The sequence below is a fragment of the Alkalibacillus almallahensis genome, from assembly GCF_011761495.1.
Lineage (GTDB): Bacteria > Bacillota > Bacilli > Bacillales > Alkalibacillaceae > Alkalibacillus > Alkalibacillus almallahensis.
This window is the reverse complement of record NZ_JAASRU010000002.1, coordinates 111,970-125,507: the sequence shown is the minus strand read 5'-3', so window position 1 is coordinate 125,507 and position 13,538 is coordinate 111,970. Positions and strand designations below refer to the sequence as shown.

General features: G+C 34.9%; 21 protein-coding genes. 8 read left to right on the top strand and 13 right to left on the bottom strand.

The genetic code is table 11. The annotated features are described in order from the left end of the window. Position 1: 1 nt before the first annotated feature. The 7 genes from FHR85_RS02595 to FHR85_RS02565 all read right to left on the bottom strand — a co-directional run bounded on the left by FHR85_RS02595 (position 2) and on the right by FHR85_RS02565 (position 2,741). Positions 2-943 (bottom strand): YqaJ viral recombinase family nuclease, encoded by a 942-nt coding sequence (locus FHR85_RS02595; protein WP_167260777.1) that lies wholly within the window; start codon positions 941-943, stop codon positions 2-4. After that, on the bottom strand, positions 943-1,137 hold the full coding sequence (locus FHR85_RS02590) for a hypothetical protein (RefSeq protein ID WP_167260775.1): 195 nt from the start codon (positions 1,135-1,137) through the stop codon (positions 943-945). Before FHR85_RS02590 ends, FHR85_RS02595 begins: the two co-directional genes overlap by 1 nt. 96 nt (positions 1,138-1,233) lie before the next feature. Further along, a complete protein-coding gene (locus FHR85_RS02585; protein ID WP_167260773.1) occupies positions 1,234-1,494 on the bottom strand; it encodes a hypothetical protein in 261 nt (86 codons plus the stop codon). Continuing rightward, positions 1,494-1,688 carry a hypothetical protein gene (locus FHR85_RS02580; RefSeq protein ID WP_167260771.1) on the bottom strand — a complete coding sequence of 65 codons (195 nt, stop codon included), beginning with the start codon at positions 1,686-1,688 and terminating at the stop codon, positions 1,494-1,496. The genes FHR85_RS02585 and FHR85_RS02580 overlap by 1 nt, the downstream gene beginning before the upstream one ends. Before the next feature lie 13 nt (positions 1,689-1,701). Then, positions 1,702-2,226, bottom strand: coding sequence for a helix-turn-helix transcriptional regulator (locus tag FHR85_RS02575; protein ID WP_167260769.1), 525 nt, complete (start codon positions 2,224-2,226; stop codon positions 1,702-1,704). Positions 2,227-2,280: 54 nt separating this feature from the next. Continuing rightward, on the bottom strand, positions 2,281-2,472 hold the full coding sequence (locus FHR85_RS02570; protein ID WP_167260767.1) for a helix-turn-helix domain-containing protein: 192 nt from the start codon (positions 2,470-2,472) through the stop codon (positions 2,281-2,283). A 26-nt stretch (positions 2,473-2,498) separates the two neighbouring features. Further along, positions 2,499-2,741, bottom strand: coding sequence for a helix-turn-helix transcriptional regulator (locus tag FHR85_RS02565; protein WP_167260765.1), 243 nt, complete (start codon positions 2,739-2,741; stop codon positions 2,499-2,501). Between the two features lie 151 nt (positions 2,742-2,892). Between FHR85_RS02565 and FHR85_RS02560 the strand changes: the two genes are divergently transcribed. Genes FHR85_RS02560 through FHR85_RS02550 form a run of 3 tightly spaced genes read left to right on the top strand, consistent with a single transcriptional unit; the run spans position 2,893 to position 4,168 of the window. Next, positions 2,893-3,303, top strand: a complete 411-nt coding sequence (locus FHR85_RS02560) for a helix-turn-helix domain-containing protein (RefSeq protein WP_167261108.1) — start codon at positions 2,893-2,895, stop codon at positions 3,301-3,303. 39 nt (positions 3,304-3,342) lie between these two features. Further along, on the top strand, positions 3,343-3,792 hold the full coding sequence (locus FHR85_RS02555) for a hypothetical protein (RefSeq protein ID WP_167260763.1): 450 nt from the start codon (positions 3,343-3,345) through the stop codon (positions 3,790-3,792). Next, positions 3,767-4,168, top strand: a complete 402-nt coding sequence (locus tag FHR85_RS02550) for a FlgT C-terminal domain-containing protein (protein WP_167260761.1) — start codon at positions 3,767-3,769, stop codon at positions 4,166-4,168. The genes FHR85_RS02555 and FHR85_RS02550 overlap by 26 nt, the downstream gene beginning before the upstream one ends. On the opposite strand, the gene FHR85_RS02545 is transcribed toward FHR85_RS02550, so the two are convergent. Then, the gene (locus FHR85_RS02545) at positions 4,157-4,345 is read right to left on the bottom strand and encodes a hypothetical protein (protein ID WP_167260759.1); all 189 of its coding nucleotides are present in this window, start codon (positions 4,343-4,345) and stop codon (positions 4,157-4,159) included. The two genes, FHR85_RS02550 and FHR85_RS02545, sit on opposite strands and share 12 nt — an antisense overlap. 195 nt (positions 4,346-4,540) lie before the next feature. Here FHR85_RS02545 and FHR85_RS02540 point away from each other — a divergent pair, with 195 nt between their 5' ends. Both FHR85_RS02540 and FHR85_RS02535 read left to right on the top strand, forming a co-directional pair. Further along, positions 4,541-5,260 carry a DUF4352 domain-containing protein gene (locus FHR85_RS02540; RefSeq protein WP_167260757.1) on the top strand — a complete coding sequence of 240 codons (720 nt, stop codon included), beginning with the start codon at positions 4,541-4,543 and terminating at the stop codon, positions 5,258-5,260. A 111-nt stretch (positions 5,261-5,371) separates the two neighbouring features. Continuing rightward, entirely contained in the window at positions 5,372-6,394 is a 1,023-nt protein-coding gene (locus FHR85_RS02535) for a beta family protein (protein ID WP_167260755.1), read from the top strand. Here the strand turns inward: FHR85_RS02535 and FHR85_RS02530 are convergent. Continuing rightward, on the bottom strand, positions 6,389-6,961 hold the full coding sequence (locus tag FHR85_RS02530; protein ID WP_167260753.1) for a sce7726 family protein: 573 nt from the start codon (positions 6,959-6,961) through the stop codon (positions 6,389-6,391). The two genes, FHR85_RS02535 and FHR85_RS02530, sit on opposite strands and share 6 nt — an antisense overlap. 476 nt (positions 6,962-7,437) lie before the next feature. Between FHR85_RS02530 and FHR85_RS02525 the strand changes: the two genes are divergently transcribed. Together FHR85_RS02525 and FHR85_RS02520 are read left to right on the top strand one after the other, a co-directional pair. Continuing rightward, on the top strand, positions 7,438-8,415 hold the full coding sequence (locus tag FHR85_RS02525; RefSeq protein WP_167260751.1) for a tyrosine-type recombinase/integrase: 978 nt from the start codon (positions 7,438-7,440) through the stop codon (positions 8,413-8,415). Positions 8,416-8,556: 141 nt separating this feature from the next. Further along, positions 8,557-9,357, top strand: a complete 801-nt coding sequence (locus tag FHR85_RS02520; RefSeq protein WP_167260749.1) for a helix-turn-helix domain-containing protein — start codon at positions 8,557-8,559, stop codon at positions 9,355-9,357. A gap of 47 nt (positions 9,358-9,404) precedes the next feature. Here the strand turns inward: FHR85_RS02520 and FHR85_RS02515 are convergent, their stop codons facing one another. Then, a complete protein-coding gene (locus FHR85_RS02515; protein ID WP_167260747.1) occupies positions 9,405-9,806 on the bottom strand; it encodes a DUF3888 domain-containing protein in 402 nt (133 codons plus the stop codon). Between the two features lie 313 nt (positions 9,807-10,119). On the opposite strand from FHR85_RS02515, the gene FHR85_RS02510 reads away from it, so the two are divergent. Next, positions 10,120-10,680: a hypothetical protein gene (locus FHR85_RS02510; RefSeq protein WP_167260745.1), complete on the top strand. Its 561-nt coding sequence runs from the start codon at positions 10,120-10,122 to the stop codon at positions 10,678-10,680. Positions 10,681-10,890: 210 nt separating this feature from the next. Here FHR85_RS02510 and FHR85_RS02505 read toward each other — a convergent pair whose 3' ends face one another. The 3 genes from FHR85_RS02505 to FHR85_RS02495 all read right to left on the bottom strand — a co-directional run bounded on the left by FHR85_RS02505 (position 10,891) and on the right by FHR85_RS02495 (position 13,461). Further along, positions 10,891-11,337, bottom strand: a complete 447-nt coding sequence (locus FHR85_RS02505) for a hypothetical protein (protein WP_167260743.1) — start codon at positions 11,335-11,337, stop codon at positions 10,891-10,893. A gap of 270 nt (positions 11,338-11,607) precedes the next feature. Beyond that, a complete protein-coding gene (locus FHR85_RS02500) occupies positions 11,608-12,696 on the bottom strand; it encodes a 3'-5' exonuclease (RefSeq protein ID WP_243864140.1) in 1,089 nt (362 codons plus the stop codon). 612 nt (positions 12,697-13,308) lie between these two features. After that, positions 13,309-13,461 carry a hypothetical protein gene (locus tag FHR85_RS02495; RefSeq protein WP_167260739.1) on the bottom strand — a complete coding sequence of 51 codons (153 nt, stop codon included), beginning with the start codon at positions 13,459-13,461 and terminating at the stop codon, positions 13,309-13,311. Positions 13,462-13,538: the final 77 nt, after the last annotated feature.

Below are 13,538 nucleotides of genomic sequence, written 5' to 3'. Positions count from 1 at the left end.
ATTAATTAACCTCCTTGAATGTAAAGCGTCGATAACTCGACTCTTTCGTGTATTGTTCGTATAGATCAGGATAATCCTGTTTCAGTTTCTTCTTATCAAAGTTCGTGGAGTTGACTGTTTTCCATTTAGCTATAAAACGATCGCTCGAGCCTTCTTCATGTTCACCTAATTGCTCTTTAATCTTGTTTTCATATTCTTTCTTGCGCTGCGTTAAATCGTCCATTTCTGACTTAATCACTTGCAAAGCATCAAAGTAACCATTCAATTCATTCTCTAAGTCAACTTCTTCATCGCTAGTTGATTCAGGATACATCGCTTTGAGTAAGTTCGTTGATGCGTCTGTACCGTCAATTTCAGGTGGGTTGTCCGCTAAAACATGATTGTTCCAGAAGTCTTTAGCAATCTCGATGAGCCGCTCAATAAGTTCCTCGTCTCGTTCAATCTTCTTATAAACGAATTTGTTGCCCCCGATTAGAACCGCAATCCACCATGCATCATAATTGAGCACTGCCATATACCATTGGCACTGCAATAAATAAGGTGTTGGAATCTCGTCACCTTCCCATTGATCCTTCACGTACTCACTTGCTGTTTTAGCTTCAACACCTTCATGTTTACCAACAACCAAGCTGTCAACGTTAGCCAACATATAAGGATATTGTGGATGTTGAATAATCGCGTTTCGCTTACGTGTTTTGAGTCCACTTCGATTGGCAAACTCTTTCAAAACAACATCTTCCATCACATTGCCCCAATACATCGCTTCCTCGTTATTGGTAATTTCAGGCGCTTCATCGATTTTTTCCATAAAAACTTGAGCTGGTGACTTCCATTTATTTAAGCCAGCAATGGCAGCAATGTCTGAACCACCAATGCCTTTTTGACGCCAATGTAACCACTCTTCTCGACTCATATCTTTTGTACTCGCTAATACTTCTGCCATTACAAATCAACCTCCCAGAAATCAGCGTTTTCTAGTAAGTGCTCAGATAAGCACTGGCGATCACAGAAGTGTTCACTGTCATAAATGACTATTTCTGCATCCCCTTGGTAAAATTCCGTGTGACAATTCGAACATTCGGCAACAGGCTGTCTTGATAAGTGACGTTCCATTTCAAGTACCATACGATTTTCCACGTCAATTCCTCCTTGCTCCCATCACGCAAAAAGCTTATAATAAACGTGATAGAAGTTTTTTATTCAGACTTTCTAATGACCGCTCTGCCAAGCGGTCTATTTTTTTGGCCAAAAAATCATTTGTGCGTTAATCCCATCGGCTTGCATTTGTTGTGCTACAATTTGCAAATGCTTCATGTAGTTATATTCATGTTTTAACTTACGAGCACGTCTCATAGATTTGATTAGGTCCTCATTAAGCGCTAATGCGTTATCGTAATTCCGATGGTCAAGTTCGATATCTAATCGGCTAAATAAATAGTCAATGCAGCTTTCTTCTTTTTTGATCTCTGCTTCTAATTGTTGTTCACGCTCCATTAAGCTACCTCCGCATCTAGTAAGTGTTGTTCAGCCTTGCGATAGAATTTCAATTCACGATGATTCTTTGGATTCTGCAAATCGTAAGCGTCTCTCATATCTCTCAAAATGTTATCTAATCGATAAATCTTAAATGGACTTTTCAACGCCTCTTCTAATCGCTTCTCCCATTTCGACAACTCACCTAAACTCATTTGAATGCCTCCTTTATTTAATATACTGGCGTGACTTAAGACGGTTGTTGACCTCGTTCCAAAGCTCCATCCAGTCAAATCGATAGTCCTTACACATGATTGCTATTTCTTGCTTGATAAATGTCATAGCCTCAGCTGACTCGACTAGTAAATCTCTTATTTCACTTCTTTCGTATTCAGCAATTGTGTTCGGATTCTTAGCAACATTCACATCATCTATTTTGTCTAGTGCTTCTTGAACTTCTCGTTTGGTTTGTAACAGAACTGATGCTCTGTGTTCATCAAACGCTGCGCCATCTAACCAAGGTGATCCCCAACCTGTGTACTCATATGCTGCTTCCATGGCAACCCTTGGATCATTGAATTCTTCAGTGAAGTGTTTTGCTAAATGTGGTTGAACCCTAAATTCTTCATTTTCCTGCTTAGTGACTGACTCTCTCGATTGATAAGTATCTAGTGATAGCTGTAATTGAGTCTGACCTTTCGCTTTCCTTGCTTCCCTGAGTCGTTTTGAGGTACGTCCTCTACCGTTTGTCACAATTTTTCCTCTCCCTTTATACCTTTTTTGATTGATTTGATTGATAAGATGAATTTAGTAAGAACTTGCAGACATGTTGGCTTCTTCTTGTTCTCGGATCCATTCTTCGATTGATGATTTTGAAAATAGAATGCGATTGCCAAGTTTGAAGTGTGGAATTTCCTTTCGACGAGCCATACGATAGACAGTCTCTCGATTCAAACCTAAATATTCAGCTGTTTGTTGAGCAGTCATGCGGTCTTGCATTTGATCACCTCCTTCAAAAGATTAAGTCAGGATACTTCTTGTTCTTTGATAAATTTTTTATCATTGTGGTTAAAAAAAAGATCTGGAAACAACTCTCTCATGTCTCGATTGAAATAACTCTCATATTTAAGCATTGTTTCTCGTCCAGGGTTAACAACCCCTTTTTCAAGCTTTCGAACATAAACAGTTGATAAATCCAAATTCTCAGCTAGTTGTTGTTGGGTTAAATCTTTTTCGTTTCGTAATTCTAAAAGAAGTTTACGTACCATTTATTTCACCGCCTTTTTGATAAGTTTTTTATCACATTTTTAATACTACACGATAAACTTTTTATCGTCAACAGTTTTATGATAAAAAACTTAACAATGATAACAATTTTATCGGATATAATTTATAATGGAGGTTATAGAGGTGTTGTTAATGGAATCTCAAGAAGAAATTTTCGGAGATCGTTTGAAGTTATTAAGGAAAAAACAAGGTCGGAATCAAGAAGATGTAGCGAGTGGTGTTGGTATATCTAGAGCTAGGTATTCTCATTACGAAAATAATCATGTCGAGCCTGATATAGAACTTATACGAAAACTAGCTGATTACTTCAATGTGAAGGTCGATTACTTATTAGGACGAACTAACAACCCTCACGATGAAAACGAGGACGACTTCGATCCCATAGCAGAACATAACCGATTACTTGAAAAGTACGGCATTGAGGATTCGGGATTTTTTGATATTGAGAAGTGGAAGCAGATGGGTCCTGAGGAACTTAAACAGCTTGAGAGTTACTTTCAATTTATATATGAGCAATCTCAGAAGAAGAATAATGATGAATAGTTGAAGTCGTACAGCTAATGTTATTGGTTGGTGTTAATTTTGAGGAATGAGTCGCCTAAAGAAGAATTTGATTTAAATATCGGTACAGTTATAAGTTACACCTTTGGTCTTGTTGCTAGTTTTTTTACCATATATCAAGTTTTCTCTATTTTTAATGGGATAGAATTGGTAGTTGCGATCTTATCATTGAGCTTATTGGTAATAGCAGTAATACTTGCTTATACTATTATGAAATACCGAAAGTTATTAGATGCGTATGAAGTGGTTGCAGATAATAGAAACACATTACGTACCATGTATGAGGAAAATAGTAAAGAATTAGAGTTTTATAAAAATGATAGATTTAGACTAATCACACATATTCAGAATCTCCTTCTGAATATGCAGGTTGAAAAAGGGAAAAACGATAAAGAAATAGTGAGAAAAACTATGAGTGCAGAGAATGATAGCGAGGTGGAGGAAATTGTCAAACACATTCAAGATAGTTAAAATTATTGATGAATATACATTAATTATCAACGCTGGTTCGAATGATGGTGTTAATATCGATGATAAATTTCAGATATTAGATAAAAAAGGTAACAAAGTTATAGATCCAGATACAAAAGAAGTAATAGGAAAATTAGACTTAATAAAAGATACTGTTACTGTAACTGAAGTTTATGAGAAAATGTCAGTCTGTAGTAGCAAATCTGTTATTAAACAAAACAACATACTCAATGCACCTCTTTATTTAAAAGATCAATTTATAGAACAACAAAAGCTAAACATCGATTTAAATGAAGTAACTGGCGGATTAAGAAAATCTGATGAAAAAATAAAAATTGGAGACGAAGTTAATTTAATCAAAACGTCAGAAGAATAGAGATCGTAAAACACTATATTCTTTGTTATACCGTTTTTGCTCTCTTTTTATTTCAATAATTTCACACTGCTTTGTCGTTTCAAATAATTTCGCTAAATTTACTTCTTGGTCTTTTAATCCAAGGAGTTCTTTAGTTCTTTTTTCAGCAAGCTCTTCTATTGCTTTATCACAGTTCATAGGAACACCTCATTATTATAAAGATAATATATAATTTTATTATAACTTAAGAGGAACATGCGTTCCAATAAATATGTTGTGTAAAAGCGCACTTAGATACTGTGCGTTTTAATTATTAAATCTGTGGCAAATTTTGTTGTTAATTGGTGATTGTACCAATTTACATAGACTAATCTATTATAAGGGGAGAATTAAATGAAAAGGTTCTTAATTATGTTGGGGATCATAGCAATGGTCGCTTTCTTATCAGCGTGTGGCGAAGAATCAGATGCTGACAGCGAAAGTAATGGTGAAGGTTCAGAAGAACAACAAGAAGAAGAAACGCAAAGCGATGAAGAATCTGAAGATGGTTCTAGTGACGATTCTAGTAATGATGAATCATCTGATGAAGAAGGTAATAGCGATTCAGAAGAAGCTTCTGAAGGAACAACTGAAACCGAAGTAGGAGCAACGGTTGAAAATGAAGGTGGAACATTCACCCTCCATTCACGCAATCAAGAAGCGCAAACATTTGAAACAGGTCCTGTTAAGCTTACAATTGAGAAAGTTGTTGCTGCTTCAGGTGAATTGAATGAAGAATTAGCTACAATGATGGAAACGGATGAAATTGATTACATCCAAGTCGACCTTTCTGTTGAAAATACATCTGAAGAAGATATTACTTTCTATTCTTCACAAGGTAAAATGGCTACGAGCACTGGTGAGCAGTTAGATCCTGACATGTTCATGAGTGATCATATTGAGGGTGAAATGATGGCAAACACTAAGGCTAGTGGAACATTCTTCTATGTATTAGAAAATTCAAATGCTGAAGATGTTGAATCTGCTCGCTTAGTTTTCAGTGCACCAACGGACCAAGATTTTGAGGCGATTGGCGAAGAATTGGACTTCGAGATTGAACTTAAGAAAGAATAGTTTTGAGGCACACTAGGATTAGTGTGTCTTTTATTTTTAATCATGTAGCAAAATTTTCAGGAACTTGATGTTGATTTCGATTAACATAAATATTTTAAAGGGAGAGAGTATATGTATTATCCAATACTTAGACATTCGGATTCAGAAATGAATGCATTTCAAGAGACATCTGAGGAAACCAAGAAGAAAATAATACCGATTATTGAAGGAAAAAGAATATCGGTAAAGAAATCAGCAAAAAAGGCATGGTATGAGAATTTTAATTCTGCTGGTAATTATTTAAAACAGAGAATTGGAAGTAACGAATTCATATATTGTTTTGACTACATTTTTGCTAATATGAAATCGAAAACTGAAGAGAAAAAAGACGGAAAGAATCAAATTGAATTTTTATGTTCTAAGTTTGAAGAATCGTCACTAAACTTTATTCCATGTCTGAGTAGCGATGCTCCAGACTGGATTATTAATACAATTTCTTCTATTGATAAAAATAAAGTTGCCATAAGGATTGAATACCATAAAGTTGAAAGCACCATATATCATCTTATGAACACCCGTGTTGAAGAAATTATTAATGATTATTTTAAAGATAAGGAAGTTATAATCATCTTAGATTTCCTTGATGAACTTAATCAAGATGAGGCAATTAAGTGTGTTAAATATTTTTCGAATTACACCTGTATATTGGCAACAAGCTCAGTAGACGAGACGGTAGATACTAAGAGACAAATGAAATTCGAGAAAAAATCTAATAGAAATGAGATCCAGTTCTTTAAGAAAATCCAAGCGGAGGAGCCTAGTATTCTGTTTTCAGATTATACCACCAGATTAACTCCTGAGCCTGATGTAAAAGAGGGTTTTAATATGAATAACTCTTATCTAAAAATTCTTTATACTACTAAAGAGGGTTATTTTCTTGGTCTATCAAAAAGGTTCGACGACAATGAGCCAGAAAACTTTCAAGACTTATGTAAGATAATAGTTAGTTCTCCTCTATATTCCGGAAAAAATTACAGTTTTGGGGATGAATTTATAGACAGCCTCTCAAATAGAAACGAAGAAGTTACCGATCACAAAAAAGCCATAGAGCTATCTATAAATCACCATTTGGAATTCACAGTTGATGAATTATGATTCTTCTCTCCAAAACTCTCGATTTTTTAGAACTTCGTAAACGTAATTTCTAACAAGATCAATTTCAGCTTCTTGAAGAAATAATTCAAGAAGCTGTTTTTTTCGCAATTTTTTAATCTTTTTATCAAACCCCATTATGTCTACAAAATTTTCTAAATCCTTTTTCCAAAGTAATTTTAATAATAAACTTTTATCTTGGTTTTTGTTTTTTCTTCTTCCTGTTCTTTTACAAATCAAACGGCTACCATCAGCACTTATAATTTTTATTCCCCACCATTTTGGGACTAATTCATTTACTTTCTCATAATACTTTCTAGATGAAACAATAGTCATTCGTTCAAAAACTCTATTATAATAAGAAATTTGATTTGGTAAGCGATCGAGAGTATCTAAGTCACTCTTGATTTCATAGCCATGAATTATCCCGTTCACCACTGCTACATCAACTCTTGATGCTCCATAATCAATACCCAACTCATTGATTATTCTAGTATATTCATCTTCTTTCAACTCATTATTAAGATCCTCAAGCAATAAGTTCCTTACTTCTGCTTCATTTAATAACATAATTATCACCTAAACAATATTATTTAATATTAAAGCCTGCTTTTCAAGTGCTATATTCCACAAAAAGAATATTAAACCCTTTTTTATAAAAAAACAAGTTGCTAATTAGAACATTTGTTCGTATGACGTCGTTAAGGAAGAGTGATAAAATGATCAATTATCAAACCACGGCACTTGAAGACTTTGTAACCAATGTCGAAATAATTTGGGGCAGAAATGGGGCAGAATTTTAGCATTTTGTAATATGGTTAAGTATTATAGTGTATCTTATCAATTCGCAAACCCGCATATAAACAAGGCCTAGGTTGCCTTTAGTATTAAGCAATAACCCCTGTTAAACAGCCTTCTAAGCTGTCGGTCGCAGGTTCGATTCCTGCTCGGGACACTCTAAAATCGCATCATGACGCCTCTCATAGCGGAAATTGATCTCGGTCATTGAACCGGTCAAACATTCCGTTATGGGAGGCGTCTTTTTTATGACTAAACGTAAAGGACACCTAGATGTTACCGATCAACTAAACGATATATTTACGCAATCCGAGCCGGTTAACGATCGAGAAACGCATGCACTGACGATTGAACAAGCGCTGGCTCGAGTTAAGCGTCAAATGGAAATCAGCAACTACCGCGAACGTACGATAGTCGATTATGAGCATTATGTAAGTAAATTTGCGGAATTTATTGACGTGAAAAGGCTGGCCGATCTTAAAAACGACCACATTTACGCGTGGTTATCGAGTATGGACGTCAGTAATCAAACGAAATTAACGCGCTTAAAGTGCCTCAAAGCGTTTTTAAACAAGTGTTATCGAAACGGCTGGTTATCGCACAATTTTTGGCGCGACATTAACGTCAAAGTGGACACGCCAATTAAGAAAGGCACAGCGGAAAACGATATACACGTCTTGTTGCGTATGCTTGATTTATCAGACTTTGTTCAGTTGCGTGACGCCGCTGCTGTTATGGTTATGTATCGGACAGGTATTCGGTTGCGTACGTTATGCCAACTCAAAGAAAGTCACGTTGATTTAACGCACAACCAACTCGAAATTGACGGTGGTTTAATTAAGAACCATGAGTCTATGATGTTACCGTTTGACGACATAACTAATCGCCTACTAGACGCTTTAATCAAGCAAAATGATAAAGTACGTCGCGTGGCGAATGCTGAAAATGACTACTTGTTTATATCTCGGCGTGGGCGCAACTTAGACACAACGCCAACGAATAACACGATCGGCAAACGTTTAGTCAAGTACTCAAACGAATTTGGACTGGAAAATCTATCGGCGCACGCAATCCGCCGCGCTTTTGCAAAACGATTGATGAGAAAAGGCGCAAGTGTGGACTTAATTAGTAAGGCGTTGGGGCATAAGGATTTAAGCGTGACAACGCGTTATTTACAAATGGATAAAGAAGAAGTGGCAGCCGCTTTGCGCGGTTACTTGGATTAAATTAAACCATAAAAAAGTAGCCAACCGCAAAAAACCACGGCTGACCACTCTCATAAGGTACGTTCATTATAACGTAGAGAATTAAATTCAGCAAGTGTAGCGTTTTTGCGGTTGGTTAAACCGAGAGGAGAAACCAACTGTATGGAAACGACAAAACGATTTGCAAATGAAAAAACGTATCAACAATTAAGTACATTCGATACGCTCGAAACACTTAATGAAACTGTTAGCGAACGCAAAGAAAACTTAACAGGCAACGCTCGCGAACTATTAGACGTCATTAGTCGTTATGCGGCTAAATATCTCGGCGTATGCTATTTGCGTAAAAACCAGCTTGCGTCAATGCTTGGCGTGACTAGGCGAACGATTATTCGTTTATGTAAGCATTTAGAAGAAGCGGACATGATCGAGCAATATGAGTTACACCGACCAGCAGGCGACCGTAGACAATCAGCGAACGCGATCGTAATTAAACCGGTTAAAGAAACGGACGAAAAGGCGGACGAAAACGTAGTGTCACACCGTGTTGTCACACCGGAATGTCACACCGAAGAAACTCCTGCAAATACTCCTAGCAATACTCATAATAATCACGTACTAGAAACGGCGCCACCACCTGCTAGCGCACTGGCTCGGGCTATCCCTGCGCCAATTTTCAAAGCGTTCAAACCCTTTTTTAATGCGAATGAACTTTACGAAGTGTATGGTGTGCTATTACGTGCTAAGGCGCAAATAAATCGCAATATTATGCTTGAAGATCACGGCGAACGATATGCGGAAGTATTTCAGAATGTCATAAGGAAGTACAAACGTGGTGAAGTGAGAAGTTTAACAGGCATACTTTACGCAAGCTGGCGCGATCTAACGGTAGAAATAGACCGTGAACTGGCGGTCAACGGCGACAAAGTGAGTGACGTCTATTTCGATTGGCTGGCTGAATAGTAGACGAAAAAAGCCGGGCAGGTTGTTAAACTTGCCCAGCTTATCAGCTAGTTAAAATCTACTCTTGGATACGTTTTTAAATGTTCATAACTAATTAACGTACCATCTGTGCTTATTACAACAATATCTTCACCATAAGTAATATGGGCGCGATAATAAGGCTTTATTTCCAATTTAATTTCATATGATCCACCAACACCGTGCAACTGCCTAATATTTAATAGTTCTGTATTATATGGAGCCCACATAAGGTTTTTTGGTGCATTTTCATCATCTTTATAAATTTCATGTATTGCTTTATCAATTGGTTCTCGCAAGCTATTTATTAGTGCATATTTAAAGGTTTCACATATTTCAGTATCCGCTTCATTTTTGGTTTGTGATAATAATGGTGGTTCATAGCCTGCTAAAAACATCACGATAATAAGAATAATAATTAGTTTTTTCATGTATTTCACCTCAGTTTAGTGTTTGATCCTAAACTGATAATATTCAATACTTTACACGGTCCTCTGCGTAAAAAGCTGGACAAGTCGTTAAACTCGCCCAGCTTATGTATTTGCTTGTTAAATTAACGCTTTTAGTTGAAGAAAAAAGGCCGTATCAGAACAAATTTCAAACTTAGTCACCCCAATGTAAATATCCTTTGTGTTTCAGAAGTAATATATTGCTCGTGTTGGCCGAAGACCTAATTTTCTTTTTTATAAAAAAGAATATAATGGACAAAATAATACAACAAAAATATTATAGAAGGATGATTAAATGAAAAAGTTAAGCATTGTGACATTAGTCCTACTCATTTCTCTTGTAATTACAAATTGGCATTCTACTGCCGAAAATAAAAACGAGATAAACATGGACTATTTAGTGAAATATGGGGAGGTAAAATACATTGTACCTAAGACAAAATTAACTTTAGATGCTCTTCCATTCACAGTCAAAATACCTGAATATTATCCTTTTAATGAAAACCCTGATGCGTTTAAAACAAGTGGGATTAATTATTATGAAAGTGAAAGCAAGATAGAATCTGATTTAAAATTAGACAATAGAAGTAATCTAAATGAACGTATAGAAATAATTTTTGGGAACTTTCCTCATAAAGATTACAATTTAAGTAAAAACAAAAATATTGATAAAAAAACCAAGGGGTACTTTAAAGAGTCAGAAAATTATTCCACTATTTATTTTGTAGATCAAGATATATATTACAGAATTGATTATGTTAATAAAGAGAAATCACACAAAGAGAGAAAAGAGGAATTAGAAAAAATATTTAATTCACTAACGGATTATAAAAAAGTATTTAATTATAAGTCTTAGGGTTTCTTCTTCAACTAAAGGTGTTAGATTAACTACAACTATTCGTAAACTTTCTAAATAATTTAGCATAAGTTTCCTGCATAAAAAAATAGCGGCCAAGTCGTTAGACCCGCCCAGCTTATGTATTCGCTTGTTAAACTAACGCCCCTGATAGTTGAAGAACTTCATAATGCTATTATACGAACAATTAACGGTCCATAAGCTCTAACACTATCTATTATTATTTTGAATTCGATAATACCTTTTTTCATTCTCATACCACATTACTATTCCGTTTAAAAAACTAAAAACTATTAGGAATAATAAAATCCAAGTAAATTCACTACTTGACAACTCAGACACAATCCCAAACGGAGTAAGACCATTCACAACTAACTGCGAAAAACTTAAAATAACTGTCATTATGAATAATGAACGCCCCCCTTCAAGAATAACATTTCTCCAAAATCCCTTTTCTCTCGCTTTATGCCATCTCTTATAAAATCTTTGGCCCATTTTTTCTTCTCTAATTAACCGAAAAATCACAATGGGAATTAGTATGATAACCGCTATATAATAAATTGTTAAATAATAAAATTCTAAAAACATAGGTAGGAATAATAAAAACACTATTGGTATAATTTGAATTATTAGGTTGTAATTACTTTTCGTTTGCATTTTCTCCCTCCTCGTACCATTGGTTTAGCTTTAAACCTCTTTACATATCAATCGATAGGAACTCATTGTGACAATTTCTTGTTCCAGTCTTGCACCCGTTAGTTTAAGTACAATAGTTCACAAATTTTATGAGTAGTTTAACATAAATTTCCTACATTAAAAAATAGCGGCCAAGTCGTTAGACCTGACCGCCGTTTAACTCGCTTACTTAACGGTTGTTTATAACGTTCTTTCCTAACTACTATTTGCGTTAAGTATATTTTATCCAACTTAATTTAAAATCATCTGATTAAACTTTGATAATGGCATTGTATCAACTTCAAGTTCTTTAGCTTTTTCCAACAAAACATACTCACCATTATCCGCATGAATAATCAAATCAACTTTATATCCATTTGAGCTTTTGTTAACTTTTGATACATTCATATTATTAATAAGTATATCTTCTAGCTTACTCTGTATTTTTATAGGCAGTAACGCTATATTAACACTTTTACCATTAAGTTCTGGAACTATCGTAAATTGAGGTTTAGTTTCTTCCTTAAAACCAGTCTTATGATGAGTCATGGTTGCTGTGTCCAAATCCAATTCTTTAGATACGGCGTCAATAAACCATTCATCAGTTTCAACTTCAACACCCAATTCTCTTGCTTTCACTAGTTTACTGCCGGGGTTTTCGCCACAAATCAATAAATCAGTTTTAGGTGAAACACTACTCGTTACTTTAGCGCTACATTTAGACACAATTTCTTTCATTAATGCTCTTGGGAACTGACTTGCACCAGTAAAAACAATTGTTTTATTTTCAAAAATACTGCTTTGTCCTTCCACACTAACTGTTGTTTCTACAAGCTGTTTAAACTTCCGAGGTGAAATTTTGTACAAAGGCACCCAATTAGTTGGATTAGCTTTCATTATCACTTCATAAAGAACTTTCACATCATCTAGCGCAATATGTGATAATTCGGTTTCAACGTTGAAGAAGTTAGCAAGGTAACCTAATGAGTATGAAAATAAATATGGATTAGAATACTTAATAGCTCTTATCGAGTCATAGCATTCATAATCTTCATTTAACCAGCCATAATGCACTAAAAACTTACGGTCAAAAGCAACGTTGTGTGCAATAACCGGATAATTATATGTGTCAATAACACTTCTGAATTGCTCTATTTTCTTTGGATCTTCCGATATGTCTGAGTAACCATTACCCATTCCTAAATGGATTAATGATTCATCTTCTACTTCCGCAATATGTATGCTTTCAATAATTTTATTATTTTCTACAACTAATAGTGCTACTTCATAGATACCCGATTCTACATCAAAATCAAGAGTTTCAATGTCTAATAAAATCATGTTTTTCACGGTCAATTCCCCCAGTCAAAACTAAGTTCATTAGAAAGATACCGCTTTAGGTCTCCTTCATTCTCAAACAAAAGAGAAATTTTTTCAGTTATAAGGTGATAATGTTCGCTATAAACACTTTTTCTTATCGTGAATGTGATAGAAATTATCTTTCCATTTTCATCTTTTGTTTTTACTGTATCTTTATATATAGGGTTATATTGATGCCTTCGAATTTCCTCACCGTCTTTTTTCTCAATAATTAAAGCATTATTTTTGATATTATGGTATTGTAAATTCTCAGAGTCATACACACCCTGAGAACTCTAACATTTTATACCTTTATTCAGGTTTAAAAGCAATGTTTCTTCTCTGGTAAACCCCCAAAGCTGTACTTTTTCACCCTCATACTCAACAATCGCACTACCTAATTCATTTAACCTTTCCTGTATCATACTTATACACCTCAAGTTTATAATAAATTCTTCAATTATTTAGTGCTTATATAGTGACGAATATTCCGTTTGCAAAAATTAACTATCTATAATCTTCTTTTTAATACTTTTAGTTTATCACAAATACATTAAACAGAATACAATATTTTGACAATTATAACATTTATCATTACCCCTTTAACTCTATCTCAACTTTAATACCGCCACCATTTCGTAAAACACACGTTTTAACTATTCGTCTACCTTCTTGATTAACATATCCGATTAACTGCGTTAGTTCTTCCGTTGAATAAACGATATGGCTGATTACTGTATTAGTCATTCAATCACTTCCTTAAAGTAGAATATTTAGACGGATATTATAGCGTCCGCCTAGCGCTATTCAATCGCTACTTATTA

What these genes read in the sequence shown, in the direction of transcription:
- FHR85_RS02525 (WP_167260751.1), top strand. Translation starts at nt 7,438, where the DNA reads ATGACTAAACGTAAAGGACACCTAGATGTTACCGATCAACTAAACGAT.
- FHR85_RS02570 (WP_167260767.1), bottom strand. Translation starts at nt 2,472, where the DNA reads ATGCAAGACCGCATGACTGCTCAACAAACAGCTGAATATTTAGGTTTG.
- FHR85_RS02580 (WP_167260771.1), bottom strand. Translation starts at nt 1,688, where the DNA reads ATGAGTTTAGGTGAGTTGTCGAAATGGGAGAAGCGATTAGAAGAGGCG.
- FHR85_RS02495 (WP_167260739.1), bottom strand. Translation starts at nt 13,461, where the DNA reads ATGACTAATACAGTAATCAGCCATATCGTTTATTCAACGGAAGAACTA.
- FHR85_RS02530 (WP_167260753.1), bottom strand. Translation starts at nt 6,961, where the DNA reads ATGTTATTAAATGAAGCAGAAGTAAGGAACTTATTGCTTGAGGATCTT.
- FHR85_RS02535 (WP_167260755.1), top strand. Translation starts at nt 5,372, where the DNA reads ATGTATTATCCAATACTTAGACATTCGGATTCAGAAATGAATGCATTT.
- FHR85_RS02560 (WP_167261108.1), top strand. Translation starts at nt 2,893, where the DNA reads ATGGAATCTCAAGAAGAAATTTTCGGAGATCGTTTGAAGTTATTAAGG.
- FHR85_RS02565 (WP_167260765.1), bottom strand. Translation starts at nt 2,741, where the DNA reads ATGGTACGTAAACTTCTTTTAGAATTACGAAACGAAAAAGATTTAACC.
- FHR85_RS02520 (WP_167260749.1), top strand. Translation starts at nt 8,557, where the DNA reads ATGGAAACGACAAAACGATTTGCAAATGAAAAAACGTATCAACAATTA.
- FHR85_RS02515 (WP_167260747.1), bottom strand. Translation starts at nt 9,806, where the DNA reads ATGAAAAAACTAATTATTATTCTTATTATCGTGATGTTTTTAGCAGGC.
- FHR85_RS02505 (WP_167260743.1), bottom strand. Translation starts at nt 11,337, where the DNA reads ATGCAAACGAAAAGTAATTACAACCTAATAATTCAAATTATACCAATA.
- FHR85_RS02540 (WP_167260757.1), top strand. Translation starts at nt 4,541, where the DNA reads ATGAAAAGGTTCTTAATTATGTTGGGGATCATAGCAATGGTCGCTTTC.
- FHR85_RS02595 (WP_167260777.1), bottom strand. Translation starts at nt 943, where the DNA reads ATGGCAGAAGTATTAGCGAGTACAAAAGATATGAGTCGAGAAGAGTGG.
- FHR85_RS02585 (WP_167260773.1), bottom strand. Translation starts at nt 1,494, where the DNA reads ATGGAGCGTGAACAACAATTAGAAGCAGAGATCAAAAAAGAAGAAAGC.
- FHR85_RS02500 (WP_243864140.1), bottom strand. Translation starts at nt 12,696, where the DNA reads ATGATTTTATTAGACATTGAAACTCTTGATTTTGATGTAGAATCGGGT.
- FHR85_RS02545 (WP_167260759.1), bottom strand. Translation starts at nt 4,345, where the DNA reads ATGAACTGTGATAAAGCAATAGAAGAGCTTGCTGAAAAAAGAACTAAA.
- FHR85_RS02510 (WP_167260745.1), top strand. Translation starts at nt 10,120, where the DNA reads ATGAAAAAGTTAAGCATTGTGACATTAGTCCTACTCATTTCTCTTGTA.